The organism is Microbacterium sp. NPDC089188, from assembly GCF_040685155.1.
GTDB lineage: Bacteria > Actinomycetota > Actinomycetes > Actinomycetales > Microbacteriaceae > Microbacterium > Microbacterium galbum.
The window spans coordinates 67712-93928 of the sequence record NZ_JBFBHH010000005.1 but is presented as its reverse complement, the minus strand read 5'-3'; the positions used below and the strand labels follow the sequence as shown (position 1 = coordinate 93928).

Annotated in this window: 22 protein-coding genes and 1 riboswitch; of the genes, 13 read left to right on the top strand and 9 right to left on the bottom strand. The window is 70.6% G+C overall.

The features are described from left to right. The first annotated feature begins 7 nt into the window (after window positions 1-7). The gene (locus tag AB0N80_RS16475; protein ID WP_363579501.1) at window positions 8-835 is read left to right on the top strand and encodes a DNA-formamidopyrimidine glycosylase family protein; all 828 of its coding nucleotides are present in this window, start codon (window positions 8-10) and stop codon (window positions 833-835) included. A 396-nt stretch (window positions 836-1231) separates the two neighbouring features. Here the strand turns inward: AB0N80_RS16475 and AB0N80_RS16470 are convergent, their stop codons facing one another. Further along, window positions 1232-1780 (bottom strand): type 1 glutamine amidotransferase domain-containing protein, encoded by a 549-nt coding sequence (locus tag AB0N80_RS16470; RefSeq protein ID WP_315995330.1) that lies wholly within the window; start codon window positions 1778-1780, stop codon window positions 1232-1234. Between the two features lie 236 nt (window positions 1781-2016). Between AB0N80_RS16470 and AB0N80_RS16465 the strand changes: the two genes are divergently transcribed. Continuing rightward, window positions 2017-2154, top strand: a complete 138-nt coding sequence (locus AB0N80_RS16465) for a hypothetical protein (RefSeq protein WP_363579499.1) — start codon at window positions 2017-2019, stop codon at window positions 2152-2154. A 171-nt stretch (window positions 2155-2325) separates the two neighbouring features. Here the strand turns inward: AB0N80_RS16465 and AB0N80_RS16460 are convergent, their stop codons facing one another. Further along, window positions 2326-3819, bottom strand: a complete 1494-nt coding sequence (locus tag AB0N80_RS16460) for an MDR family MFS transporter (RefSeq protein ID WP_363579497.1) — start codon at window positions 3817-3819, stop codon at window positions 2326-2328. Window positions 3820-4019: 200 nt separating this feature from the next. Between AB0N80_RS16460 and AB0N80_RS16455 the strand changes: the two genes are divergently transcribed. Continuing rightward, window positions 4020-5957, top strand: coding sequence for an ABC transporter ATP-binding protein (locus AB0N80_RS16455; protein ID WP_363579567.1), 1938 nt, complete (start codon window positions 4020-4022; stop codon window positions 5955-5957). Between the two features lie 158 nt (window positions 5958-6115). On the opposite strand, the gene AB0N80_RS16450 is transcribed toward AB0N80_RS16455, so the two are convergent. Genes AB0N80_RS16450 through AB0N80_RS16425 form a run of 6 tightly spaced genes read right to left on the bottom strand, consistent with a single transcriptional unit; the run spans window position 6116 to window position 12555 of the window. Beyond that, window positions 6116-7012 (bottom strand): glycosyltransferase family 2 protein, encoded by an 897-nt coding sequence (locus AB0N80_RS16450; protein WP_363579495.1) that lies wholly within the window; start codon window positions 7010-7012, stop codon window positions 6116-6118. Next, window positions 7009-8139, bottom strand: a complete 1131-nt coding sequence (locus AB0N80_RS16445) for a cysteine desulfurase family protein (protein ID WP_363579493.1) — start codon at window positions 8137-8139, stop codon at window positions 7009-7011. The genes AB0N80_RS16450 and AB0N80_RS16445 overlap by 4 nt, the downstream gene beginning before the upstream one ends. Next, a complete protein-coding gene (gene nadC, locus AB0N80_RS16440; protein ID WP_363579491.1) occupies window positions 8136-8993 on the bottom strand; it encodes a carboxylating nicotinate-nucleotide diphosphorylase in 858 nt (285 codons plus the stop codon). The genes AB0N80_RS16445 and nadC overlap by 4 nt, the downstream gene beginning before the upstream one ends. Further along, window positions 8987-10480, bottom strand: coding sequence for an L-aspartate oxidase (gene nadB, locus AB0N80_RS16435; RefSeq protein ID WP_363579489.1), 1494 nt, complete (start codon window positions 10478-10480; stop codon window positions 8987-8989). The genes nadC and nadB overlap by 7 nt, the downstream gene beginning before the upstream one ends. Further along, window positions 10477-11808, bottom strand: a complete 1332-nt coding sequence (nadA, locus tag AB0N80_RS16430) for a quinolinate synthase NadA (protein WP_363579487.1) — start codon at window positions 11806-11808, stop codon at window positions 10477-10479. The genes nadB and nadA overlap by 4 nt, the downstream gene beginning before the upstream one ends. A gap of 12 nt (window positions 11809-11820) precedes the next feature. Continuing rightward, window positions 11821-12555, bottom strand: a complete 735-nt coding sequence (locus AB0N80_RS16425; RefSeq protein ID WP_315995338.1) for an NUDIX domain-containing protein — start codon at window positions 12553-12555, stop codon at window positions 11821-11823. Between the two features lie 233 nt (window positions 12556-12788). On the opposite strand from AB0N80_RS16425, the gene AB0N80_RS16420 reads away from it, so the two are divergent. The 9 genes from AB0N80_RS16420 (at window position 12789) to AB0N80_RS16380 (ending at window position 23411) form a co-directional block, all read left to right on the top strand. Continuing rightward, on the top strand, window positions 12789-13964 hold the full coding sequence (locus AB0N80_RS16420; protein ID WP_363579485.1) for a MarP family serine protease: 1176 nt from the start codon (window positions 12789-12791) through the stop codon (window positions 13962-13964). A 153-nt stretch (window positions 13965-14117) separates the two neighbouring features. Then, window positions 14118-14414 carry a hypothetical protein gene (locus AB0N80_RS16415; protein WP_363579483.1) on the top strand — a complete coding sequence of 99 codons (297 nt, stop codon included), beginning with the start codon at window positions 14118-14120 and terminating at the stop codon, window positions 14412-14414. Next, entirely contained in the window at window positions 14411-15085 is a 675-nt protein-coding gene (locus tag AB0N80_RS16410) for a putative T7SS-secreted protein (RefSeq protein ID WP_363579481.1), read from the top strand. Before AB0N80_RS16415 ends, AB0N80_RS16410 begins: the two co-directional genes overlap by 4 nt. A gap of 75 nt (window positions 15086-15160) precedes the next feature. After that, a complete protein-coding gene (locus tag AB0N80_RS16405; protein ID WP_363579479.1) occupies window positions 15161-16225 on the top strand; it encodes an alpha/beta hydrolase in 1065 nt (354 codons plus the stop codon). Between the two features lie 37 nt (window positions 16226-16262). After that, entirely contained in the window at window positions 16263-16703 is a 441-nt protein-coding gene (locus AB0N80_RS16400; RefSeq protein WP_363579477.1) for a hypothetical protein, read from the top strand. Between the two features lie 60 nt (window positions 16704-16763). Further along, a riboswitch (glycine riboswitch) is annotated at window positions 16764-16858 on the top strand. A 157-nt stretch (window positions 16859-17015) separates the two neighbouring features. Then, window positions 17016-18248: a glycine cleavage system aminomethyltransferase GcvT gene (locus tag AB0N80_RS16395; RefSeq protein WP_363579475.1), complete on the top strand. Its 1233-nt coding sequence runs from the start codon at window positions 17016-17018 to the stop codon at window positions 18246-18248. Next, window positions 18245-18619: a glycine cleavage system protein GcvH gene (gene gcvH / locus AB0N80_RS16390; protein WP_315995344.1), complete on the top strand. Its 375-nt coding sequence runs from the start codon at window positions 18245-18247 to the stop codon at window positions 18617-18619. Before AB0N80_RS16395 ends, gcvH begins: the two co-directional genes overlap by 4 nt. After that, on the top strand, window positions 18616-21495 hold the full coding sequence (gene gcvP, locus AB0N80_RS16385; RefSeq protein WP_363579472.1) for an aminomethyl-transferring glycine dehydrogenase: 2880 nt from the start codon (window positions 18616-18618) through the stop codon (window positions 21493-21495). Before gcvH ends, gcvP begins: the two co-directional genes overlap by 4 nt. 173 nt (window positions 21496-21668) lie before the next feature. Beyond that, window positions 21669-23411 carry an ABC transporter substrate-binding protein gene (locus tag AB0N80_RS16380; protein WP_315995346.1) on the top strand — a complete coding sequence of 581 codons (1743 nt, stop codon included), beginning with the start codon at window positions 21669-21671 and terminating at the stop codon, window positions 23409-23411. Between the two features lie 53 nt (window positions 23412-23464). Here the strand turns inward: AB0N80_RS16380 and AB0N80_RS16375 are convergent, their stop codons facing one another. After that, entirely contained in the window at window positions 23465-24340 is an 876-nt protein-coding gene (locus AB0N80_RS16375) for a type II CAAX endopeptidase family protein (protein WP_363579470.1), read from the bottom strand. Between the two features lie 164 nt (window positions 24341-24504). On the opposite strand from AB0N80_RS16375, the gene AB0N80_RS16370 reads away from it, so the two are divergent. Beyond that, window positions 24505-26124: an ABC transporter substrate-binding protein gene (locus AB0N80_RS16370; protein ID WP_315995348.1), complete on the top strand. Its 1620-nt coding sequence runs from the start codon at window positions 24505-24507 to the stop codon at window positions 26122-26124. Window positions 26125-26217 lie beyond the last annotated feature (93 nt).

Sequence of the window (26217 nt, the reverse complement as noted above, 5' to 3'; positions counted from 1 at the left end):
CCCGCCGATGCCCGAAGCCCCCGAGGTCGAGGCGCTCGCGCTGTTCCTGCGCGAGCGCCTGATCGGTCGCGAGGTCGTCGGCACCGAGCTCATCGAGGGGAGGGCGTGGAAGACCCGCGGCCGTCCCCTCGACCAGCTCGTGGGTCACCGGGTGACCGCCGTGACGCGATTCGGCAAGCACATCGACCTCGACCTGGACGGTGCGCATCTCTCGCTCGGGTTCGGCCGGGCGGGGTGGGCGACGTGGACCGACGCCGACGCCGCACCACAGCTCGCCGAGGCCGCGGCATCCCCTGCCGCCGCCGTCATCGCGCGGGTCGTGTTCGACGACGGCGAGCTGGGCATCACGGATGCGGGGGAGTGGTTGTCCGTCCAGCTGCACCTCGTCGACGAGCCGCGCGAGGTGCCCTCGGTGGCGAAGCTCGGACCGGAGGCCATCGACCCGGACTACTCGCTCGAGATGCTCCGGGCGGCGCTGGGCGGGCGACGAAAGCAGGTGAAGGCCCTCCTGCAGGAGCAGGAGACGCTGGCCGGGATCGGCAACGCGTACTCGGATGAGATCCTCTTCGCCGCGCGACTGTCGCCGGTCGCCCACGCCTCGTCGCTGACGGACGACGAGGTGACGCGGCTGTTCGCGGCGTTGCGCGACACGCTCGCCAACGCCGTGGCGTCGCGTCGCGGAGTGCCGATCGCCGAGCAGAAGGCCGCGAAGGTGGCGGCGATGAAGGTGCACGGTCGCACGGGTGAGCCGTGTCCGGGGTGCGGCGGCGTGATCGAGGACATTCCCGGGACGAAGGGCGGCGGCCAGTGGTGCCCGTCGTGCCAGGGCGGCTGAGGGACGGACCGCGGGGCGGGAGACCGGGGGCGTCGGGGTCGGTTCGCGGAGGGGCCCATCAGGTCGGTGGGTGCCGAGATCGGAGCCGTGCCCGCGGGCGATCGCGGCGACCGGCAGCAGCTCAGTGACCGGCATCGGGTCGGTGACCGGCAGCAGGTCGGTGACCGGCAGCAGGTCGGTGATCGGCGCCGGGTCGGTGTTCCGCCCAGGTCGATGATCTGCGCCGGGTCGGTGTTCCGCCCAGGTCGATGATCTGCGCGGGGCCGGTGATCGGCGCAGGGTCAGCCGGCTCTCGAGTATCCGGTCTGACGCTGCGCCGAACAGGGACGATGCGTGGGCCCGGCGGCACGCGGAAGGGCCCCGAACCGTGGTCCGGGGCCCTTCCGACGATCGCGCTCAGGCGGTTTGACCGGAGTGCGTGCCCTCAGCGACCTCTTCGACGAGCTTGGCGTTGAAGGCCGGCAGGTCGTCGGGGTTGCGGCTGGAGACGAGGCCCTGGTCGACGTGGACCTCTTCGTCGACCCAGGTGGCGCCGGCGTTGCGGAGGTCGGTCTGCAGCGTGGGGTAGCTGGTGAGCGTGCGCCCCTTCAGCACATCGGCCTCGGTCAGGATCCACCCGCCGTGGCAGATGACGGCGACGGGCTTGTGCTGGTCGAAGAAGTCGCGGGCGAAGGACACGGCATCCTTCACGATGCGGATGTCGTCGGCGTTCTGCACGCCGCCCGGAAGGACGAGCGCGTCGAAGTCGCCGGCGGAGGCGCCCGAGACGGCGAGGTCGACCTTCTGCTCATGCCCCTTCTCGCCGCTGATGCTGCCCTCGTTCGGCGAGACGAGCACCGCTTCGGCACCGGCGGAGGTCACGGCCTCCCACGGGCTCGTCAGCTCGCTGTCTTCGAAACCGTCGGTGGCCAGGAATGCGATGCGCTTGCCGCTGAGATCGGTCATGGATACGCCTCTCTTCGTTGTCGGTGGGGTTCTCCACGTTAGGAACGGGACACGGCGCGAGGGCGGGGGTTGCGGATGCCCCGTGCAGGGGTTAGCCGCGAAGCGGGCCGACCGTGTCGATCGACGGCCGGTGCCGGGGTGTGCCCGCACGTTCACAAGTCCGGTCGCTCCCGGCGGGACGGGGGACGGGCGCGGCACCGGCCCCTGCCCGCACGCGCAGGCGTAGCATGGAGCGCATGTCCGGTGACTCCACGTCTGACACGACTCCCGCGTCCACGCCGCTTCTCACGCTGCTGAACGCCCCCGCTGTCGAGTCCGACGACGACGCTCCTTCCGCCTCGCAGTGCTGCGGTGGCGGCTCCTGCTCTCTCTGAGCGCTCGCTGACGTCTTTCTGACGCGACGCGTCCGCGCCCCGCGCGGCGATGTCGGTCGCCCCTTCTGGTGGTGAGCCGGGGTCTCGCTGCAACGCCGGCGGCGCCGGTCTTCAGCGCAGACCGCGAGACGGGCGCTCACCGTCACGGTGCGCGCCCGCCTCGAATGCCGGTCAGGGCGCGACGACGGCCGCGTCGGCTTCTTCCGCCTCCGCCGGCTTGCGCACGAAGCACGCGAGGACGACCGCGGCCGTGGCGATCACCGCGCCGACGAGGAAGGACGCGTGCACGCCGGACGCGACGGCGCCGGCCTGGTCGGTGCCACCGGCGAGGGCGATGCTCGAGAACACGGTCATGATCGCCACGAAGCCGGCCGTGCCCGCGGCACCGGCGACCTGCTGAGCGGTGCCGACGACGGCACTGCCGTGCGAGTACAGGCGGCGGGGGAGCGAACCGAGCGCGGAGGTCATGAGAGGCGTGAACACGAGGCCCAGCCCGAGGTTCAGGGCGAGGTAGACCGTGACGATCCACCAGATCGGGGTGCCCTGGCCGAAGGTGAGCGCCATCGTCCACAACACGGCGGCGGCGATGAGCATCCCGGGGATGACGAGGGGAGTCGGGCCGAAGCGGTCGAACAGGCGACCGACGATCGGTGCCATGACCCCCATGAGCACGCCGCCCGGAAGCAGCATGAGACCGACGGTGAGGCTGCTGAGGCCGAGCGCCTGCTGCAGGAAGATCGGCAGCAGGATGAGCGACCCGAAGAGAGCCGCCATCACGATCGCGACCAGGGGGACGGCGAGCCGGAACGAGGGGCTCAGGAAGACGCGCAGGTCGAGCAGAGCGGAGTCCGAGCGCTGCAGGCGGAGCTGGCGCAGGACGAAGACCGCGACGAACACGGCGCCCACCGCGAGCGGGATCCACACCGGGACGGACGCGTGGCCCGAGGCCGATTCGCCGATGGCACTCAGGCCGTAGACCAGACCGCCGAAGCCGATCGCCGAAAGGACGACCGAGAGGACGTCGAAACGTGCATCGGGGCGGGTCTCGGTGACGTTGCGGACCCAGCGCGCACCGAGAGCGATGGCGACGAGCGCGATGGGCAGGATGAGCCAGAAGATCGCGTGCCAGGTGAGGGCCGAGAGGATGAGGCCCGAGACCGTGGGCCCGACCGCGGGTGCGACGGCGATGACGATGGTGACGACGCCCATCACCCGACCGCGCCTGTTCGCGGGGACCAGGTTGAGCACTGTCGTGAACAGCAGGGGCATCATGACTCCCGTGCCCATCGCCTGGATGATGCGTCCCGCGAGCAGGACGCCGAACGCCGGCGCGACCGCGGCGACGAGCGTGCCGACAGCGAAGACGCCCATCGCGCTGAAGAACACCACGCGGATCGGGAAGCGCTCGAGGAGGAAGCCGGTCAGGGGGATGACGACGGCCATCGTCAGCAGGAACGCGGAGGTGAGCCACTGGCCGGTGGCCGCGCTCACGCCGAAATCGGCCATGATCGCCGGGAGCGCGACCGACATCGTGGTCTCGTTCAGGATGACGACGAAGGCGGCGACCACGAGCAGCGCGATCACCGGGCCGGGGCGGTGCGTCGGCATCGACGGGGTCGACGCGGTCGTCGGTCGGGAGACGGGGATGGTGCCGGTGGCGGCCATGACGAGGTCCTTTACACGCGGGGGGCTTCGTGGCGCCACGGAGGGCGACTGCGTCGGTCACAACGGGCAGGCGGCCCGAGGTATTCCAATATCGAGACGATCGGATCGAAGATGATCCGGTAGCGACCCTACCGAGGGGCTCCGACATCGCCGTCCGCGGCTCGATGTCGGTGGGCGGACGTAGGCTGGCCCGCATGAGCATGGGCGGAATGGGCGGGAGCATGTTCCGCGGCGTGGATGCCGACGTGCAGCGCAAGCGCAACGCCCAGGCGCCGCGGGTGGCGAACCTGGGCCGTCGGGTCGTCGAGCTCTTCCGCCCCTATCGCGCCCGCATCGCCTTCACGGCGCTGCTGGTCGTCGTCGGCGCGGCGGTCGCGGTCATCCCGCCGCTGCTCGTGCAGCGCATCTTCGACGACGCGCTGTTCCCCGTCGACGGCTCGAACCCCGATCTGCGCCTTCTCGCCGTCCTCGTGAGCCTCATGATCGGGCTTTTCCTCGTCTCCGCTGCGCTCAACGTCGGTCAGACCTGGCTGACGGCCACCGTGGGGAATCGGGTCACCGGCGACCTGCGGACCCGTCTTTTCGACCACCTGCAGAACATGGAGCTCGGGTTCTTCACCCGCACGAAGACGGGCGTCATCCAATCGCGTCTTCAGAACGACGTGGGCGGCGTGTCGGGTGTGCTGACCAACACCGTCACCAGTATCCTCGGCAACGCCGTCACCGTCATCGCGTCGCTCGTGGCCATGATCCTCATCGATTGGCGGCTCACCCTCATCGCGGTCGCGCTCATGCCGTTCCTGCTGTTCGTCCAACGACGGGTGGGCCAGGTGCGGGCCCGCATCGCGGGTGAGACGCAGGAGTCGCTGTCGGAGCTGTCCGCGATCACGCAGGAGACGTTGAGCGTCTCGGGCATCCTGTTGTCGAAGTCGTTCAACCGCCAGCGCACCGAATCCGCGCGCTTTGACGCCGAGAACGACAACCAGGTGGGCCTGCAGGTGCGCCGCGCGATGAGCGGTCAGGGCTTCTTCGCCGTCGTGCAGGTGATCATGTCGAGCGTGCCCGCGGTCATCTACCTCGTCTCGGGATACCTCATCGGCGGCGGCGCGGGGGCGATCACCGCCGGCACCATCGTCGCCTTCACCACGGTGCAGGCGCGGCTGCTCATGCCCCTGATGGGCCTCATGCGCGTCGCGCTCGACGTGCAGACCTCGTCGGCGCTGTTCGCCCGGATCTTCGAGTACCTCGACCTGCGCCCGGCCATCGTCGACGTGCCCGATGCGCTTCCCGTCTCGGCCGCGCCCGGACCGCTCGGGCGCATCGAGTTCCGCGACGTGGAGTTCCGGTACCCGGACGCCCCCGCGCAGGCGCGACCGACCCTCGACGGCGTGTCGTTCACGGTCGAGCCCGGCCAGCACGTCGCCTTCGTCGGGCCGTCCGGCGCGGGGAAGACGACCATCCTGTACCTGACGCCGCGGATGTACGAAGCCAGCGGCGGCGCGGTCCTGTTCTCGGGAGCCGATGTGCGTTCGCTCGAGCGCGCCTCGATCATCGACGAGATCGGCATCGTCTCGCAGGAGACCTACCTCTTCCATGCGACCGTCCGCGAGAACCTGCGCTACGCCCGTCCCGACGCCACCGACGACGAGATCGAGGCCGCGTGTCGGGCGGCCAACATCCACCACGTGATCGCCGGTTTCGAGGCCGGGTACGACACGGTCGTCGGTGAACGCGGATACCGCCTCTCGGGCGGCGAGAAGCAGCGCATCGCGATCGCGAGGGTGCTGCTGAAAGACCCGCCCGTGCTGCTGCTCGACGAGGCGACGAGCGCCCTCGACACCGTCTCGGAGCGCATCGTGCAGGAAGCCCTCGAGACCGCATCGCACGGTCGCACCACGCTGTCGATCGCCCACCGCCTGTCGACGGTGATCGGTGCCGATCAGATTCACGTGGTGGATGCCGGACGCATCGTCGAATCCGGCACGCACGGCGAACTGCTGGCGCGCGGGGGACTGTACGCCAGCCTCGCCGCCGAGCAGCTCGCGGCCTCGTTCGTGCTCGCCGAGGAGCAGCTCGACGAGGCGGGTCTGGCCGGCGCCGCCCTTCCCGCGCGCCGGGCGGACGAGGCGCCGGCCTAGCTCGACGCGGTTCGGACCCGCCGCATTCCGTGCACGACGGCGCGAGGTGTTCGAAGCGCGCCGGATGACAGAATCCGGTGTCGGCGTGTCGGGGACTCCGCCCGCCGATGTGTCTGCGCACACGTGACGCGGCCCGGCACAGGCCGCCGCCCCCGGCCTCAGCCCGGCAGCGACTCCATGAACGCCTCGAGCGCGATGCGATACGACGCGTCCGGATGCGTCTCGGCGATGCGCCGCAGCGGCGGGAGATCCAGCGTGCGGATCAGCCGCCCGCGCTCGTCGACGGCCGCGTCGGCCCCGGCGGCGCGCAGCACGGCGATGCCCTCGCCGAGGGCTTCGAGGTAGTCGCGCAGCACGTCGACCTCGCCCAGGCGCTGGGTGATCGACCCGCCGTCGCGGCGCTGGCGCCACTCGACGATCACGTCGGGGATCACGTCGAACGCCGCCGCCGAGGTGTACATGCGCTGGGCGAGCACCTGGTCCTCGTAGTAGCGCCCCTCGGGGAAGCGGAGACCCTGCTCGTGCCAGAAGGCGGTGCGGCTGAGCTTGGACCACGCGACGATGTTCCCTGATGCCGCGGGGTGCTGCGTCAGCGTCGTCCCCGAGCGGGCCGGGTCGGTGGCCGCCGCGACCCACGGCTGCACGTCGCCCGCGGTGTATCCCGGGCCCTCGGCATCCGGGCGCAGGCGCACGTACGCTCCCACGACGAAGTCGCTCCCGGTGCGATCGAGGGCGTCGGCGAGGCGGGCGAGCGCGTCGGGACGGAGGAGGTCGTCGGCGTCGAGGAAGGCGGTGTAGGGCGTGTCGACCCGCGCGAGTCCGGTGTTGCGGGCGGCGCCGAGGCCGCGCTGCTCCGTGTGGCGGACGAGACGGAAGCGGGGGTCGTCGGCCTCGGCGTCGGCGAAGATGCGGGCCGTGTCGTCGGTCGAGGCGTCGTCGACGAGCACCGCCGTCCAGTGCGGGTGCGTCTGCGCGCGGAGCGAATCGAGGGCTTCGGTCGCGTACTCGGCGACGTCGAAACCGGGGACGATGACGGTGACCGGGGTGGAACTCACCCGCGCGATCCTACGGCCGTCACGGCCGCAGCGACCGCATCCGCGACGGGATCGAGGGATGCCGTGAGGCCGTGCGGCAGCGTGAAGCGCACGGCGGTGCGGGCCGTATCGTGATCCAGGCCGATCGCGAGCAGCACGTGCGACGCCTCGTCGCTGCCGGCCGCGCACGCCGAGCCGCTCGAGGAGACGACGCCGCGGCGTTCCAGCTCGAGCAGGACGGTCTCGCCGTTCGTGCCGGGGAAGACGAAGCTCGCGGTGCCCGGGAGGCGACGGGTCGGGTGGCCGGTGACGCGCGCGTCGGGCACGAGCGCGAGGACGCGGGAGATGAACGCGTCGCGCAGCCCCGAGACGCGGGCGGCCTCCTCCGCGCGCTCCGCCTCGGCGAGGGTGAGGGCGGTGGCGATGGCGACGGCTCCCGCGACATCCGGCGTCCCCGACCGGCGTCCGCGCTCCTGGCCGCCGCCGTGCAGCAGCGGTTCGAACGGAAGTCGCCCGCGCACGGCCAGGATGCCGGTGCCCTTGGGGGCGCCGACCTTGTGGCCGGCCACGGTCACGGCATCCGCCCCGAGGCCGGCCAGGGGCAGCCACCCGGCCGCCTGCACGGCGTCCAGGTGAAGGGGCACTCCGCGCTCGTGGGCGACGGCGGCGAGGGCGGCGGCGTCCTGGACCGTGCCGATCTCGTTGTTGGCATAGCCGACGCTCACGAGCGCGGTGTCCTCGCGCAGGCTCGCGGCGAGCGCGTCGGGGGTGAGCGTTCCCGTGGCGTCGATCAGGGCGTGCGTGACCGCGACCCCGTGCAGGCGGGAGAGGTAATCGGCGGAGGCGAGCACCGACTCGTGCTCGATCGCCGTCGTGACGAGGTGCCTCTTCCCCGATCCCAGGATGAGGCCCTTGATGGCGGCGTTGTTGGACTCCGTGCCGCCGGAGGTGAAGGTCACGTCTCCCGTCCGCATCCCGAGGACGGCGGCCACCCGCGATCGGGCGTCGTCGAGGGCGGATGCCGCTGCCTCCCCGACCTCGTGATGGCTCGACGGGTTGCCGAAGTACCGCGTGAGGTACGGGGCCATCGCCTCGAGCACCTCGGGGCGCACGGGCGTCGTCGAGGCGTTGTCGAGGTAGAGGCTCACGCCGTCTCGATGCGGATGTCGAGTCCGAGGTCGAGCGACGACGCCGAGTGCGTGAGCGCGCCGACGGAGATGACGTCGACGCCGGTCTCGGCGATGGCGCGCACCGTGTCGAGGGTGACCCCTCCCGAGGCCTCGACCTGCGCTGCTCCCGCGATACGGGCGACGCCGGTGCGCAGATCGTCGAGCGAGAAGTTGTCGAGCATGATCGTTCCGACGCCCGCGGCGAGCACGGCGTCGATCTGCTCGAGACGGTCGACCTCGACCTCGACATGCGTGGTGTGCGGCAGCCGCGCGATCGCACTCTCGAGAGCCTGGGTGACCGACAGGCCGTTCGCGGTGAGCACGGCGAGGTGGTTGTCCTTCGCCATCACGGCATCCGAGAGCGAGAAGCGGTGGTTGTGGCCGCCGCCGTCGCGCACCGCCTGTCGTTCGATGGCGCGCAGGCCCGGGGTGGTCTTGCGGGTGTCGACGATGCGGGCGCCGGTGTGGGCGACCTCGGCGACGTAGCGGCTGGTGAGGGTCGCGATGCCCGACATGCGCTGCACGAAGTTCAGTCCGATGCGCTCCGCCGTGAGCACCGCGCGAGCGGGACCGGTGACCACCGCGAGCGTGTCGCCGGGGGAGAAGCGCGCCCCGTCGGCGACGCGCTGCTCGACCGTGGTCGACGGATCGGTGAGGGTGAACGCTGCGGCGAAGACGGCGGCTCCGCTGAAGACGCCGTCGACGCGGGCGACCAGCTCGGCGCGCGCCGTCGCGTCTTCCGGGATGAGGGTCTCGCTCGTGAGGTCGCCCCAGGGGGCGTCCTCGTCGAGGGCGGCGGAGACGACACGGTCGATGGTGGCGCGGGTCAGCATGCGAGGACCTCCGGAGGGGCGGAAAGGGATGCCGGTTCGGCGGCGTCCGAGCGGTGGTGGGCGCCGACGGAGGCGGTACGCGCCCGCGCGGCATCCACGACGTGGGTGGCGACGAGGAGGAGGTTGTCGTCCTCCACCGACGGGAGGAGTCCCGCCGCTCGCCAAGCGGCGAGTGTCGCCGCGGCGCGGTCGAGCCCGGAGGCGTCGCGTACGAGTCCCGCGTCGTCCCACATGAGCCGTTGCAGAGCCGCGCGGGAGAATGCCTCGGCAGCGGTGTCGACCGCCACGGGCACCGGTCGCGCGGGGGCGACCGGGGGGATCGGCCAGTCGCGGTCACGGGCGACGGCATCCCCGGCGCGCGCGCCGAACACGGCCCCTTCGAGCAGCGAATTGGATGCCAACCGGTTCGCCCCGTGCACGCCGGTCCGCGCCGTCTCGCCCACCGCGTACAGTCCGGGCACCGTGGTGCGCCCGTCGAGGTCGGTCACGACGCCGCCCATGAGGTAGTGCGCCGCGGGGGTGACCGGGATGGGCTCGTGCGCCCAGTCGAGGCCCCGCTCGCGCACGGCGGCGTCGATCGTGGGGAAGCGCCGAGCCAAGCGCTCCGCGCCCAGGGCGGTGGCATCCAGGCGAACGGGGCGGCCGTCCTGAGCCGCCATGGCGCGTGCGTTCGCGCGGGCGACGACGTCGCGGGGGGCGAGTTCTCCGTCGGGGTGCGCGTCGAACGCGAAGCGGCGTCCGGCGTCGTCGATCAGGACGGCACCCTCGCCGCGGACGGCTTCGGACACCAGGAACGGCGCCCCCACGGCGAGCGCCGTCGGGTGGAACTGCACGAACTCGAGGTCGGCCACGGCGGCGCCGGCCCGGATGGCCGCGGCGATGCCGTCGCCGGTGGCACCGAGGGGATTGGTGGTGTGGGCGTACAGCTGACCCGCTCCACCCGTGGCGAGGACGACGGCGTCGGCGGTGAGCCGGTCGCCGTCGGCCAGCTCGATGCCCGTGACACGGCCGCGCTCGACGATCAGGTCGCGGAGCAGAGCGTGCTCCCGCACAGGGATCCCCTCCGCGCGCACCGCCTCGCCCAGGGCGGCCTGGATGGCGGCGCCGGTCGCGTCCCCACCGGCGTGCAGCACGCGGGCGACGGCGTGCGCCGCCTCGAGACCGCGCGAGAATTCGCCGTCCGCGGTGCGGTCGAAGCCGACCCCGCGGTCCACGAGCTCGGCGATGCGCGCCGGTCCCTCGCCGACGAGCACCTCCACGGCATCCGAGTCGTTCAATCCCGCACCCGCGGTGATCGTGTCGGCCGCGTGCGAGGCGACGGTGTCCGCCGGGTCGGTGACGGCGGCGATACCCCCCTGCGCCCAGCGCGTATTGGTGTCGGGCAGGGCGCCCTTGGTCACGACGGTGACGCGGCATCCCGCCTCGTGAGCGTGCAGCGCCGCCGTGAGACCGGCGATGCCGCTGCCCACCACGACGACGGTGGTCACTTCACTGCGCCGTTCGGCTTCGCGGCGAGCATGCGCTCGAGGGCCACGGTCGCGGGCTCGGCCACATCGGCCGGGACGGTGATGCGATTGACGACCTCGCCCGCCACGAGCGACTCGAGCACCCACGCGAGGTAGCCCGGGTGGATCCGGTACATCGTCGAGCAGGGGCACACCACCGGGTCGAGGCAGAAGATCTCGTGCTGCGGATACTGTGCGGCCAGGCGCTGCACGAGGTTGATCTCGGTGCCGATCGCGAAGGTCGTGGGCTCGGTCGCCGCGGCGATCGCCTTGCGGATGATGTCGGTCGACCCCGCCTCGTCGGCGGCATCCACCACGTCCATCGGGCATTCGGGGTGCACGATCACGCGGACGCCGGGGTGCTCGGCGCGCGCCTTGTCGATCTGGTCGACGGTGAAGCGGCGGTGCACCGAGCAGAAGCCGTGCCACAGGATGACGCGGCTGTCTGCGAGCTGTTCCGCGGTCGAGCCGCCGAGGGCCTTGCGCGGGTTCCACATCGGCATCTGCTCGAGCGGCACGCCCATGGCCTTGGCCGTGTTGCGGCCGAGGTGCTGGTCGGGGAAGAACAGCACGCGCCGTCCGCGCGCGAACGCCCACTCCAGCACCGTGCGCGCGTTCGACGAGGTGCAGACGATCCCGCCGTGGCGCCCGACGAAGCCCTTGATGGCGGCGCTGGAGTTCATGTACGTCACCGGGATGACGGGGACGAGGCCCTCGGCATCCGGGGTCTCGAGATCGCCGAGGACCTCCTCCAGCTGCTCCCAGCACTCCTCGACCTGGTCGATGTCGGCCATGTCGGCCATCGAGCATCCCGCGGCGAGGTTCGGCAGGATCACGGCCTGATCGGGGCGTGAGAGCAGATCGGCCGTCTCTGCCATGAAGTGCACGCCGCAGAACACGATCGCCTCGGCCTCGGGGCGCTCCTTCGCGGCATTGGCGAGCTGGAACGAGTCGCCCACGTAGTCGGCGTGACGCACGACCTCCTCGCGCTGATAGAAGTGCCCGAGCACGACGAGGCGCTCGCCGAGGGTCTGCTTCGCCGCGCGGATGCGGGCGTCGAGCTCGTCGTCGGAGGCGTCGCGGTAGTCCTGCGGCAGCTCGCCCTGCCGCGGAGCGCCGGTGGGGATGACATCGCCCATCGACGAGCCCGGGCCGTACCCCGGTCGCGTGTCGAAGTCCCAGGGGCCCACGGCGAGGTCCGTGGTGCAGGTGGCGTCGGTCGACGCGCCCGAGACGATCGCCTGGATGGCGTGGTCGACGCTGGGGTCGACGGCCGGACGCGGCTGCAGGGTGAGGGGTGTGGCGGACATGGGCGTTTCCGATCAGTGACGGGACGGGAGCGGGCCGCGGTCGGCGAGCTCCACGTCGCGGTTGTAGCGGTAGAGGCGGGCAGGGCGATGGCTTCCGGTGCGGAAGCGCTCGGTCGGGATGAGCGTGTCGCTCGTGTCGACCTGTCGGCGGAAGTTCGCGGGGTCGAGGCGTTTGCCGAGGATCGACTCCGTGACCTCGCGAAGGTCGGCGAGCGTGAACTCGTCGGGCAGCAGCCCGTGAGCGATGCGGCTGTAGCCGACCTTGTTGCGCAGGCGCCACAGCGTGTATTCGACGATGTCGTTGTGGTCGAACGCGAGCGTCGGCAGATCGGTCGCGTCGAACCATTCGACGTTCTCGGGAGCGTCGCCCTCCCGCGCGTGGGCCGCGACCTGCGCGTCGACCTCGTCGGAGCGCAGCAGTGCCCAGTACACGATCGACACGACGCGCGTGGGGGAGCGGTCCACGGCGCCGAACGCGTAGAGCTGCTCGAGGTAGCTGGGGGTGAGGCCGGTCGTCTCGGCGAGCGTGCGGGATGCCGCGGCGTCGAGGCCCTCGGTCGCGTCGAGCCATCCGCCGGGCAGTGCCCAGCGCCCATCGAACGGATCGCGCGTGCGGCGCACGAGGGGGAGCGAGAGCACGGGTTCGTCGTCGGCGTCGCGGCGCACGCTGAAGATGACGGTCGACACCGCGACGCGCACGTCGGCGTCGCGGGGCTCGGGGCGAGGGGTTCGTGTCATGGTGACCATATCTCCGGGATCGATCTTAGTGTCATTCCGACCCGAAGGGCGAATCGCGCGATGATTCCGGGCACCTCCTGTCGAAGCCCGTGTCGCGGGGTGGCCCCGGGGCCATCTCCGAAGCCCCGGGGCCACCGGCGACTTCAGCGCCCGGTCGCAGGATGGGCGCCTGCCCGGCCCCGCGCGTCGAAAGGGTTCTCTCAGACGCGCCGCCTAGCCTCGGGGAGGACTCAGGAGGTCGGATGCCGATCATCGACATCGTTCTGATCGCCCTTCTGGCGGTCGCTCTCATCGTGGGCCTGTCGCGCGGATTCCTCGCCACGATCGGCTTCTTCGCCGGGCTCGCGGCGGGTGCCGTCGCCGCGTACTGGGTCACGCCCTTCGTCGGACAATGGGTCACAGCCCCGGCCTGGCGTGGCCCCGCGATGATCCTCGCCGGCATCCTGCTGCTGATGATCGGTTCGGGTCTCGGCAGCGCGGTCGGCGGATTCTTCCGCCGCGGCGCCGATCGCATCAAGCTTCGCGTGCCCGAGCGTCTGCTCGGTGGCGTCGTGAACGTCGCCGCCGCCGCTCTGACGATCTCCTTCGTCGCGGGATCCCTCACGCCCGTGGGTCTGCCCGTGGTCTCGGCTGCTCTGGGCTCTTCCACGGTGGTGCGCACGATCGACGACCTCACGCCGCCTCCCGTGCGCGGCGCGCTCGCCGACCTGCGCGGACAGGTGTTCGCCGGCGGCATACCGAGCTTCGGTTCGCTCATCCAGATCGGCCCCGTGCCCAGCGCGCCCGAGATCGCGCTCGACGACCCGGCCCTGACCCAGGCTGCCCAGTCGGTCGCCCGCATCTCCGGCACCGCCTACGCGTGCGGCATCACCTCGAGCGGGTCGGGCTTCGTCGTGGCCGACGACCGCGTCGTCACCAACGCCCACGTCGTCGCCGGAGTCGACGCCCCGCTGGTCGAGCTTCCCGGTCAGCCCGCTCGCGAGGGTCGCGTCACCTACTTCGACCCGACCGACGACATCGCCGTGATCTCGGTGGATCAGTTGGACGCCGCGGCCCTCCCCATCGTGTCGACGCTCGCGGTGGGGGAATCCGCCGTCGTGCAGGGCTACCCCGGCGGCGGCCCGTTCACGTCGGGCAGCGCGCAGATCCTCTCGGAGGGGACGGTGCCCGTCCCCGACATCTACGACGGAGCGTCCTCTCCCCGCGACATCTACGCGATCGCCGGGATCGTCCGCCCCGGCAACTCCGGCGGACCGCTTCTGACCACCTCGGGAGAGGTCGCCGGCATCGTCTTCGCGCGTTCCGACACCGACGACAACGTCGGCTACGCCATGACCCCTGCCGAGCTCCTCCCGGTCATGGCGCAGATCGATGCGCTGTCGACGCCCGTGGCATCCGGAAGCTGCACCCGGGGCTGACCGCGGGATGCCGGTATCTGCGCGAGGCAGCGCGGGCGCCGAAGAGCGTTCGGACAGCGGGACCGACGGCGTTCGCGAGGCCGCGCACGCGCAAGGGTGAAGTTGTCCACAGGGTGATCCGGTGGGGCCGGCGCTCTCCCTACGATCGCTCCCATGCCGCTCGTCTCCCTCTCGGTCGACGAGGTGCGACGAGCCGCGACGAAGGTCAAAGAGGTCTCGGCGGGCCTGAGTCCCCTCCCGCTGCTGAGCGTCCCGGGTCAGCCCGATCTCTCGCTCGCGCTGGCCGAATTCGTCGCCTGCCTGAACGATTGTCGATCCGAACGGGAGCGCGAGATCGACGCCACGGCGGCAGGGCTGCGCGACGTCGCGGATCTCTTCGAAGGCACGGAGACCGCAGCCGTCGAGGGGATCCGCGCGCTCGCATCGGCCGCCGGATGGAGCCTCCCGTGACGGCGGAACTCGGTCAGTCCACGGATCCGGTACGGCTCATCCCCGGGAATGCGGCCGCTCTCCATCGAACGGTCGCCCTGTGGACGGCTCGTGCGGTCGACGCGGAGGAGTCCGCCGCCAGGCTGCGGCGGGTGCGCTCGGTGCCGGAATGGGCGGGCGAAGCGGCGGACGCCTACGAGCGACGCGTCTCGGCCGCAGCCTCGCGGTGGGATGCCATGGCCTCAGCCTTTCGCGTCGCTCAGGCGGCGCTGGAGGAGTTCGTTGCGGCGCTGGAGTCCGCCCGTGCCCGCGCCGGAGACGCCGTCGATCTGTGGAACCGCGCTGACGCCCTGGATGACGCTCCGCCCGTGACGACGAGCTTTCCCGCGCCGGATCGGCAGCCGTTGCGCGGTCTGGAACCGCGGAGCGAAGCCCGGTCGATCCTCGACGACGCGCGGTCCGCGCTCGACAGGGCGGCGGAGCACACCGCCGCCGCACTCCGCCGCGCCATCGCAACCCCCGGGCTCGACGCAGACGAGTGGCTCGCCGTGCTCACCGGATGCGTGTCCGCCTCTCAGGCGCTGGACGCAATCGCCGGCGCCGACGGCCCGAGCCTGGCCACGGTGCTCCGCGCGCGGCCCGCGCTTGCACAGGTCCTCAGCCAGGCGGAGCCGTCCGCGGTCGCGCCGTGATGGGCCGCCCTCGACGATGGGCAGAAGCACGCGCTCATTCACGCCGCCCCCGCGGTGATCGGCAACCTCGGCGGTGTGGCTTACACCGCCCGTGACGAGGCGAATCGGATATGGCTGCGCACGCAGCTCGAGGAGGCGCGTGCGGCGTTGGCGGAGGCGGAGAAGCCGCCGTCGTTCCCGGAGCTTCCCGGCGGCTACGCCGGCGCGACGGCGATTGCGGAGCGTCTCGAGCGGGCCCGGGCGCGAATGGCGGGGTTGGAGGGGATCGAGGCTGCACTGGGGGCGTCGGAGAATGTCGCCCCTCGCCATCTGGTCTCGCTCACGGCTGACTCGCCGCCACTAGCCGCCATATCCATCGGTGATCTCGACAGCGCCAGCGACATTACATTCGCCGTGCCAGGCATGGGGACGACGACGGAGGGGATGAGGGACTGGGTGCGCGCCTCGCAGAACATCGCTGATCTTCAAGACCAGATGGATCCAGGAAGGGAACACGCGGTTGTGTCGTGGGTCGGCTACGTGACGCCTCCAGTGCCGATCGCTGAGGGCGGATTCGGCGTCGCAGGCAATTCATTCGCAGAAGGGGGAGCTGAGAATCTTGGCCGCGACCTTTCCGCATTTAAGGCGACACGACCCGAGACGCAGTTGAATGTGGTGGCTCACTCATACGGGACGACCACGTCGGCCCTCGCGCTTACCCGCGACGACGTTCAGGTCGACACTTTCGTGACCCTGGGTTCCGCTGGACTTCCGATGGACATTGATAGGGCATCGGATCTGCATGCGGTCGGCGTCTTCTCGGGCCAGGCGCAGGATGTGTGGGCGGTCGATCCCACGGGCGGCGACCAGTGGGCGTGGACCGGACGCCTCTCGCCGGCGCATTCTATTGACCCAATGAGCCCCTACTTCGGTGCCCATAGCTTCAGCGTGGCGGGGGGTGCTGGGCTCAGCCCGGTCACCGATCACGGAGTGCTCACTTCGACCGGGACGGGCTACCTTGATACGCGCACCGAGTCGCTGAGGAATGTCGTCCTGGCGACGACCCGGCAGGGAGACGGGATATCTGCATACCGCGCCCCGGGACCGACGCCATTTCAGGAGGCTCTCATCGAGGGGTTGTCAGGTGGCACTGGGTATTAGTGAGCGTGCACCGCGTATCAAGGCAGCGCTCCTTCTGATGGCCTCGCTGCTGACTGTCTCGGGGTGCGCCATAACTGGGGAGTCGAAGATGGATCCAGACGAAGCGCGCGACGCTCTTGTTAGCACGGTCGAAGAGAGCGCTGCTCAACTGGATGTGACGGGGTGGGCCCGTAGCCACGCCCCGGAGGCGGGCAACTGCGGTTCGCGCAGCGGTCAACGAGCCAATTATTCGTTCGTCTATGGGGCGCCCGCGCCAGTCCGCGATCACGAAGGCGATGCACGCAGGATCGCTGAGTACTGGCGCTCGCTGGGCATGAATGTTCGCCTTGTGGAGAGCCCCGAGTATGTCGTGTATGGCAGCGGAGGGCCGGTCGAGGGCCTCTCTTTCTCTACGGGTCCCGGAAACTACTTCATAGCCGGCGAATCCCTCTGCGTCCCCGGCGACGCCGACGAACTCCGCAAACAGGACAACGGCTGAACATCTCACGAGGCCGACCGAAGCTCCGCTAGGCTGACCCCACAAGTCCACACCGGCCCCATGATCGATGCGGGAGAGCTCCGGCGAACGCAGCCGGGCACCGAAGGAGCAAGCCTCCCCGCCAATCTCTCAGGTACGCGTACCGCGTCGATCGGGCCACTCTGGAAAGTGATCCGGGTGCACCGCGCCGGATCCGCCGACGGTGAAAGCTGTGCGTTCAGGACGCGGCAGTGAAACTCTCAGGCCCATGACAGAGGGGGAGTTCTTCAGGCGCCGACCGGCGTCTGTCCGTCATCGCGAACGGCAGAACTCATGACCGAAACCCCCGCTCCACCGCGCACGTCGCCGCTGCACGATCGGCACGAGGCCCTCGGCGCCTCGTTCACCGACTTCGGCGGCTGGAACATGCCCGTGCGCTACACCTCCGACCTCGCCGAGCACCACGCCGTCCGCGCGGCCGCAGGTCTGTTCGACATCTCGCACATGGCCGAGTTCCGCGTCGACGGCGAGACCGCGGCCGCCTTCCTCGACCACGTGCTCGCCGGACGCCTGTCGACCATGAAGATCGGCAAGGCGAAGTACTCGCTGGTCCTCGCGGAGAGCGGGGGCATCGTCGACGACGTCATCGTCTACCGCACGGGGGAGCAGAGCTTCCTCGTGATCTCGAACGCCGGCAACCGGGATGCCGTGGCCGCGGCCTTCGACCTGGCTCAGCGCACGTGGGTCCCCGCGTCGACCGCGGTCCCTGACGGCGCAACCGAGATCCCTGAGCCCGTCGGAGGGACCGGAACCCCCGCGTCGGACGCTTCGATAGATTCGACGACCGACGCTCGCGGGAGCCTCACCATCGAAGACGTCACCGATGACTACGCCCTCATCGCCCTCCAGGGCCCCGAGGCCCGTGGCATCCTGAGCTCCACCCCGGGGGTCGAGATCACCGGCACCGCACTCGTCGAGCTCGGCTACTACGCCTGGACCGAGGGCACCTTCGACGGGGCCCCGCTGTTCGTCGCCCGCACCGGTTACACCGGCGAGGACGGCTACGAGCTGATGATCCCCACGGCCCAAGCCGCCGCCCTGTGGGATGCCGTGCTCGCCGCGGGCGCCGATCGGGGTCTCGTTCCGTGCGGTCTCGCCGCGCGCGACACGCTGCGACTCGAAGCCGGCATGCCGCTGTACGGCCACGAGCTCTCACGCGACATCGTCCCCGCGCAGGCGGGCCTCGGTCGTGTCGTCGCCGTCGACAAGGAGGCGTTCGTCGGAAAGGACGGCCTGTCGTCCGGACCCGCCGATGCCCCGGTCCTCGTCGGTCTCGTCTCGGAGGGCCGCCGCGCGGGTCGCGCCGGCTACTCGGTGCTGCACGGCGACGACACCGTCGGCGAGATCACCAGCGGTGCCCTCAGCCCCACCCTCGGCCACCCCGTGGCCATGGCGTTCGTCGCACCCGCGGCATCCGCCATCGGAACCGAACTGTCCATCGACGTCCGCGGAACCCGCATCCCCGCGACCGTCACCGCCCTCCCCTTCTATCGGAGAAACGCATGACCGACCTCACCGCCCTCAGCTACACCTCCGAGCACGAGTGGATCGCCCTCGAGGGCGACATCGCCACCGTCGGCATCACCGACTTCGCCGCCGACAAGCTCGGTGACGTCGTCTTCGTCGAGCTGCCCGGCGCGGACTCGGCCGTTTCGGCCGGTGATGTCTGCGGCGAGATCGAGTCGACGAAGTCCGTCGGCGAGCTCTACGCGCCGATCACCGGCACGGTCGTCGAGGTCAACGACGCCGTCGTCGACGACCCCTCGCTGGTCAACGCCGAGCCGTTCGCCGGCGGCTGGCTCATCAAGATTCGCGTCGAGGGCGACCTGCCCGCCGACCTGCTCGACCGCGCCGCATACGAGGACCTCACCGCATGACCTCCGTCCTTCCTCCTCGCACGGATGCGGGGACCCCGGCCGCCTTCACCGACCGCCACATCGGCATCGGTCCCGACGCCCAGGCGCACATGCTCGAGGTCGTCGGGTACGACAGCGTCGAGGTACTCGTCGAGACCGCCGTGCCGGCATCCATCCACGTGCAGCCCCGCGCGACGAGCTCGATCCCGACCGCGGCCACCGAGGCGGAGGCTCTGGCCGAGCTGCGGGAGCTGGCATCCGCCAACCGTTCCGCCCGCCCGATGATCGGTCTCGGCTACTACGACACCTTCACGCCGTCGGTGATCGCGCGGAACGTCCTCGAGAACCCGTCCTGGTACACGGCCTACACGCCGTACCAGCCCGAGATCTCGCAGGGGCGTCTCGAAGCGTTGATCAACTTCCAGACGATGGTCACCGACCTGACCGGGCTCGCCACGGCGAACGCGTCGATGCTGGATGAGTCCACCGCGGTCGTCGAGGGCATGCTGGTCGCCCGTCGCGCGTCGAAGGCAAAGACCGACGTCTTCCTCGTCGACGTCGACTCCCTGCCGCAGACGAAGGCGCTGCTGCATCACCGTGCGGCGGCCGTCGGCATCGAGATCGTCGAGACGTCGTTCGAGGGCGAGATCCCCGCAGCCTTCGGCGCGTTCGTGCAGTACCCCGGCGCGACCGGGCGCATCTGGGACTTCTCCGCCGTGGCCGAGACCGTGCACGCGAACGGCGGCCTGGTCGTGGCCGCCGCCGACCTGCTCGCCCTGACGCTGCTGCGCTCGCCCGGATCCCTCGGCGCCGACGTGGCGGTCGGCACGACCCAGCGCTTCGGCGTGCCCCTCGGCTTCGGCGGACCGCACGCCGGCTACATGGCCGTGCGTGCGGGCCTCGAACGACAGCTTCCGGGCCGCCTCGTCGGCGTGTCGCAGGATGCCGTCGGCGCCCCCGCCTACCGCCTGTCCCTGCAGACGCGCGAGCAGCACATCCGCCGCGAGAAGGCCACGTCGAACATCTGCACCGCCCAGGTGCTGCTCGCGGTGATGGCCGCGATGTACGCGGTGTACCACGGGCCCGACGGGCTCCGCGCGATCGCGACGCGGGTCGCGCGCAAGGCCGATGCCCTGGCATCCGCTCTGCGCTCGTACGACCTCACCCTCGCGAGCGACGCGTTCTTCGACACCGTGCGCGTGCACGTGCCGGGGCGCGCGCAGGACGTCGTCGATCGCGCCCGCGAGCGCGGCTACCAGCTGCTGTGGGTGGACGATGCGACCGTGGGCGTGTCGGTGGACGAGACGACGACGGATGCCGATCTCTCGGCGATCCTCGACGCCTTCGGTTTCGCGAGCGAGGAACTGTCCGAAGGGGAGGCGCTGCGCGGGGTCGAGGAGGCCCTCCACCGCGACGACGAGTACCTCACGCACCCGGTGTTCCACAGTCACCGCAGCGAGACCGCGATGATGCGCTACCTCAAGACGCTCGCCGACCGCGACTACGCGCTCGACCGCGGCATGATCCCGCTGGGCTCGTGCACGATGAAGCTCAACGCGGCGACCGAGATGGCAGCGGTGTCGTGGCCCGAGTTCTCGCGCGTGCATCCGTTCGCGCCCGAAGCCGACGTGCACGGGTACCTCGAGATGATCGAGCAGCTCGAGCGCTGGCTCGCCGAGGTCACCGGCTACGACGCGGTGTCGCTGCAGCCCAACGCCGGCTCGCAGGGCGAGCTCGCGGGCCTGCTCGCGATCCGCGGCTACCACCTCGCGAACGGCGACACCGCGCGCACGGTATGCCTCATCCCGTCGTCGGCGCACGGCACGAACGCCGCCTCGGCGATCCTGGCGGGGATGAAGGTCGTCGTCGTCGCGTGCGACGAGGCCGGCAACGTCGACCTCGGCGATCTCCGCGCGAAGATCGCGCAGCACGCGGCGGAGCTGTCGGCCCTGATGATCACGTACCCCTCCACTCACGGGGTGTATGAGCACGACGTGCTCGAGATCACGCAGGCCGTGCACGACGCCGGCGGACAGGTCTACGTCGACGGCGCGAACCTCAACGCCCTGCTCGGCTTCGCCCGCTTCGGCGACCTCGGCGGCGACGTGTCGCACCTGAACCTCCACAAGACGTTCGCGATCCCGCACGGCGGCGGAGGTCCGGGCGTGGGTCCGGTCGCGGCGAAGGCGCACCTCGCGCCGTTCCTGCCCTCGCACCCGTTCTCGCAGCGCGCCGAGCACGCCGGCGGCACGTTCGACGGGGGCCCGGTGTCTGCCGCTCCGCACGGCTCCGCCGGCATTCTGCCGATCTCGTGGGCCTACGTGCGCATGATGGGCGCCGAGGGTCTGCGCCAGGCCACGGCCGCCGCGGTGCTCTCGGCCAACTACATCGCCACGCGTCTGCGCGAGCACTACCCGGTGCTGTACGCCGGTGAGGGGGGCCTCGTCGCACACGAGTGCATCCTCGACCTGCGTCCCCTCAAGGAGCAGACCGGCGTCACCGTCGACGATGTGGCGAAGCGCCTCATCGACTACGGCTTCCACGCCCCGACGATGTCGTTCCCGGTCGCCGGCACCCTGATGGTGGAGCCGACCGAGAGCGAAGACCTCGCCGAGCTCGACCGCTTCGTGGATGCCATGATCGCGATCAAGCAGGAGGCCCTCGCGGTCGCCGCGGGGGAGTGGCCCGCCGACGACAACCCTCTCGTGAACGCCCCGCACACCGCCGAGACGGTCGTGGTGGGGGAGTGGGAGCACCCGTACTCGCGCGAGACCGCCGTATACCCCGTGCGCTCGCTCATCCGCGGCAAGTACTGGCCCCCGGTGCGCCGCATCGACCAGGCCTACGGCGACCGCAACCTGGTGTGCTCGTGCCCCCCTCCGGAGGCGTTCGCCTGACGATCCGACGCGGCGGCGGTTCCCGGCATCCGGGGCCGTCGCCGCGTCTAGCGTGCCCGGCCCCTCGGCCGCACCGTGCCGCGCCGTTCGCGCGCCCGTCCGGGGCGCGGCCCGGCGTCGACGGGCGCGCGCGGCCCGGGGATCCCACAGGAGGCGTTTAGTAAAGTGCCCCTGTGCTGCACCGTGGGCTGAACGACGTTCCTCGACCGACTCGACGACGCGGGGCGGGACGGCTGCTGGCCCTTCTGATGGCCGCCGGTGTCGTCCTGGCCGGGTGCGCGGCCCCCGAGCCCGCCCCGGCTCCGGTCGAAGAAGCGCCCACGAGCCTGACCCTCGGCGTCGTGGGGTCGCTGACCAGCCTCAACGCCGCCAGCGCCACGGGCAACACCCCCGCCAACCGCGCCCTGTCCGCGCTCCTCGACGAGCGGCTCGGCTCGCTCGACGGCGACCTCCAGGTGGTGCCCAACGACGGTCTGGGCCGCATCACCCGCGTGCAGGGCGACCCGCTCAAGGTGAGCTACGAGCTCTTCTCCGACCGTGTGTGGTCGGACGGCACCCCGGTGACCCTCGACGACCTGCTGTTCGGCTGGGCCGTCACCTCGCATTACTTCGACGACGCGACCTACGACGCGACCGGCCAGATCGTCTCGGGCACGCGGTACTTCAACACGGCCATGCCCGCCGACCCGAATGCACGGACCGCCCGCCCGAGCATCGACCGCGCCGACGACACCCTCACCCTCACCTACGAGCAGCCGTTCGCCGACTGGAACCGTCAGTGGCTGCTCGACCGGCCCGTCCACGTCATCGCACAGCGAGCAGGCGTCAGCGTCAAGGATCTGCTCACCGCGATCCTCACCACTCCCGCGGGCGACCCGGAACAGCCGCGTACACCGAACCCGGTGCTGCTCGCCGCGGCTCAGACCTGGAACACCGGGTTCGACATCGCGCCCGGCTCCACCCCCGACCCCGCCAGCGTCGTCTCGGCCGGACCGTGGACGGTGACCGAGATCACCGCCGACACGGTTCAGCTCGCGCGCCGCGATTCGTATCAGGGCGCCCACTTCCCGGGGCTCGAGCAGCTGACCGTCCGCTTCTTCGCCGACCGTGCGGCCCAGCTGTCCGCGGTCGAGGCGGGTCAGGTCGACGTGGCCAACGTCGGCGACATCGACGTGGCGGAGAACGAGACCCTGACCGAGGCCGGATACCAGGTGCAGGTCGGTCCGACCACCCAGACGCTGCACCTGCGGTTCGCCGAGGGGACGGCATCCGACCTCCGTCAGGCCATGACGCTCGCGATCGACCGCGGCTCCCTCGTGCAGGACGTCCTCGGCGCGGTGCGCCCCGACGCGCAGCCCCTGCAGTCGTTCCTGTCGTCGCCCGCGGCGGGCTCGCTCTACGCCGACCTCGTCTCCGGCAACGGCGCCCCCGGCACGGGGAGCGACGTCGACGGCGCGCGCAGTGCCCTGGGCGATCGTGCGGCCGTGCTGCGCGTGGCCTACGACACCACCGACGACGTCTCGGCGCAGGTCTTCCCTCGACTGGTGTCGATGGGAGCCCGTGCCGGGATCGCCGTGCGCCTGGCGACCACTCCCGAAGAGGCGGATGCCACGTTGGCCTGGGTGGGAGAGGACGAGAGCCTCTACCGCTCGGCGCGCGACCGCATCGCCGAGGGGATCGAGGGGGCGCAGACGAACGCGCTGTTCGACGAGCTGACCGTCCACACCGATCCGGTCGACGTGCTGTCCGAGGCCAAGGAGATCGACCGCTCGCTCTTCGCCGCCTACGCCGGGGTGCCCCTGCTCGAGCGCACGGGCGCGGTCGTCACCGCCGAGGGCGTCGGGGGAGTGGCCTACACCTCCGAGCCCGACGGGGTGCCCCCCGCGTTCTGGACCTGGTCCCCGCCGCAGCGCTGAGGTCGGATCCCGGATGCCGTCACGGCACGCTGCGGGACCTGTCGCCGCGAGCCTCAGGCCGTCGGCGACGGCGTCGCGGTGGGCGTCGGGGTCGACGCGGGCGGGGCGAAGATCCCCGGCCACCACGCCGCGGCCAGGGGGTAGCCGACGAAGGCGACGATGTCGATGACCGTATGGGCGACGACGAGCGGCATGACCCGCCCCCAGCGCTTGTAGCACCACCCGAACACGAGGCCCATCACCACGTTGCCCAGCGCCGACGGCCAGCCCTGATAGAGGTGGTAGCTGCCGCGCAGCAGCGCGGTGGAGACGATGATGCCCGTCCACGACCACCCGAGCCGGCGGAGGCGGTCGAAGAGGTATCCGAGGAAGATGACCTCCTCGGTCAATCCGGCCCGCAGCGCCGCCAGCACGAGCAGGGCGATGACCCACCACGACGAGTCCAGCGGCGCGGGGACGACCGTGATGCTCTGCCCGATGGCCCGGCCGATCGCGTAGACCCCGATGCCCGGAGCGCCGATCAGCGCGACCAGGAGCAGCCCCCGGGCGATGTCGGAGCCCGGGCGGCGGAAATCCAGGCCGATGCGGCGCAGAGCCTTGTTGGCCGGCTCCCACAGCAGATACAGCGCCAGGGCGACGAGAGCGAGCGAGAAGAAGATGTCGAGGAACTGGTAGATCGCGTCCCACAGGGGCTCGGCGCTGCGCGACGGATTCAGCTGCGTCTGCTGCTGGGAGATCGGCGCACGGGTCGCCGCTCTCACGAACGACACCACCGAATAGATCGCCGACTGGCCCACGCTGATCAGCAGCACCAGCGCGATCTCCCAGATCAGACGCGAGCGCGCGTACCGTTCGGACGCCGCCAGAGTCGGAGGATATGACCAGTCCGCGGGACCCGTGGGGCGCGACGACTTGTCAGATTGCCACATCAAGGGCCTCCCGAGTAAATCCTCTGTAACGTTTATCCAAGAAGTTTGGGGCACCTGGGTAAACGTGCCTAGTGTGTTCTCATCCTGCCCGAACGGATTTCCCCGCATCTTGTGCTGCGTGAAAACTCTGCCCGGGCGATGATCATCCCTTCCCTGGAGGAACTGTGAAGCGCAACAAGATTGCCCTCTCCAGTCTCGCCCTGCTGGGAGCTGTCGGGCTCATGCTCGCCGGCTGCTCGGGCGGAGACAACGGCGGCAGCGGCTCGGCCTCGGGCGGCGACGCCTCGGCCATCATCCGGACCAACGGTTCGGAGCCGCAGAACCCGCTGATCCCGACCAACACCAACGAGGTCGGCGGCGGCAAGATCCTCGACTCGATCTTCGCGGGTCTGGTCTACTACGACGCCGACGGCGCCCCGGTGAACGACATGGCCGAGTCCATCGTCACCAACGACGCGCAGAACCTCACGGTGACCTTGAAGAAGGGCCAGAAGTTCACGGACGGCACCGAGGTCAAGGCCGACAACTTCATCAAGGCCTGGAACTGGGGCGCTCAGCTGTCGAACAACCAGCTGAACAGCTACTTCTTCGAGGACATCGTCGGCTTCAGCTACGACGCCGACTCGGAGCTGACCGGTCTGCAGAAGGTCGACGACTACACCTTCACGATCGCCCTGTCCAAGCCCGCCGCCGACTTCGCGCTGCGCCTGGGCTACTCGGCGTTCTTCCCGCTGCCCGACAGCGCGTTCGACGACATGGCCGCCTTCGGTGAGAACCCGATCGGCAACGGTCCGTACAAGCTCGCCAGCGACGGCGCATGGCAGCACAACGTGCAGATCGACCTCGTCAAGAACGACGACTACCAGGGTGGTCGCACGGTCGCCAACGGCGGCCTGACGGTCGTCTTCTACGCATCCCAGGATGCCGCTTACGCCGACCTCCTCGGCGGCAACGTCGACGTGATCGACGCGATCCCGCCGGCATCGCAGGCGACCTTCGAGTCCGACCTGGGCGACCGCGCGGTCAACCAGCCGGCCGCGGTGTTCCAGTCGTTCACCATCCCGGAGCGCCTCGCGCACTTCGGCGGCGAAGAGGGCAAGCTGCGTCGTCAGGCGCTGTCGATGGCCATCAACCGCGACGAGATCACGAAGACGATCTTCCAGGGCACCCGTACCCCGGCCAGCGACTTCACCTCGCCGGTCATCGACGGCTGGTCGGACTCGCTCACCGGCGCCGACGTGCTGCAGTACGACGAGGCCAAGGCGAAGGAGCTGTGGGCCCAGGCCGACGCCATCTCGCCCTGGACCGGTACCTTCCAGATCGCGTACAACGCCGACGGTGGTCACCAGACCTGGGTCGACGCGGTGACCAACTCGATCAAGAACACCCTCGGCATCGACGCGTCGGGCGCTCCCTACCCGACGTTCAAGGAAGCCCGTTCGGCCATCACCGACCGCAGCATCCAGACCGCCTTCCGCACCGGTTGGCAGGCCGACTACCCCGGTCTGTACAACTTCCTCGGACCGCTCTACGCGACCGACGCCTCGTCGAACGACGGTGACTACTCGAACCCCGAGTTCGACAGCCTGCTCTCGACCGGTATCGCCGAGACCGAGGTCGACGCGCAGAACGCCGACTTCCAGAAGGCGCAGGAGATCCTGCTCCAGGACCTGCCCGCCATCCCGCTCTGGTACTCCAACGTCACCGGCGGATTCGCCGACGGCGTGAACAACGTCAAGTTCGGGTGGAACTCGGTTCCGCTGTACTACGAGATCACGAAGTAACCCTTCCGATCTCTGGCCGCGAGGCGGTGACGGATTCGTCACCGCCTCGCGGTCTGCCAGCCAGGCCTCATCACGACGTGTGATAAAACAGCA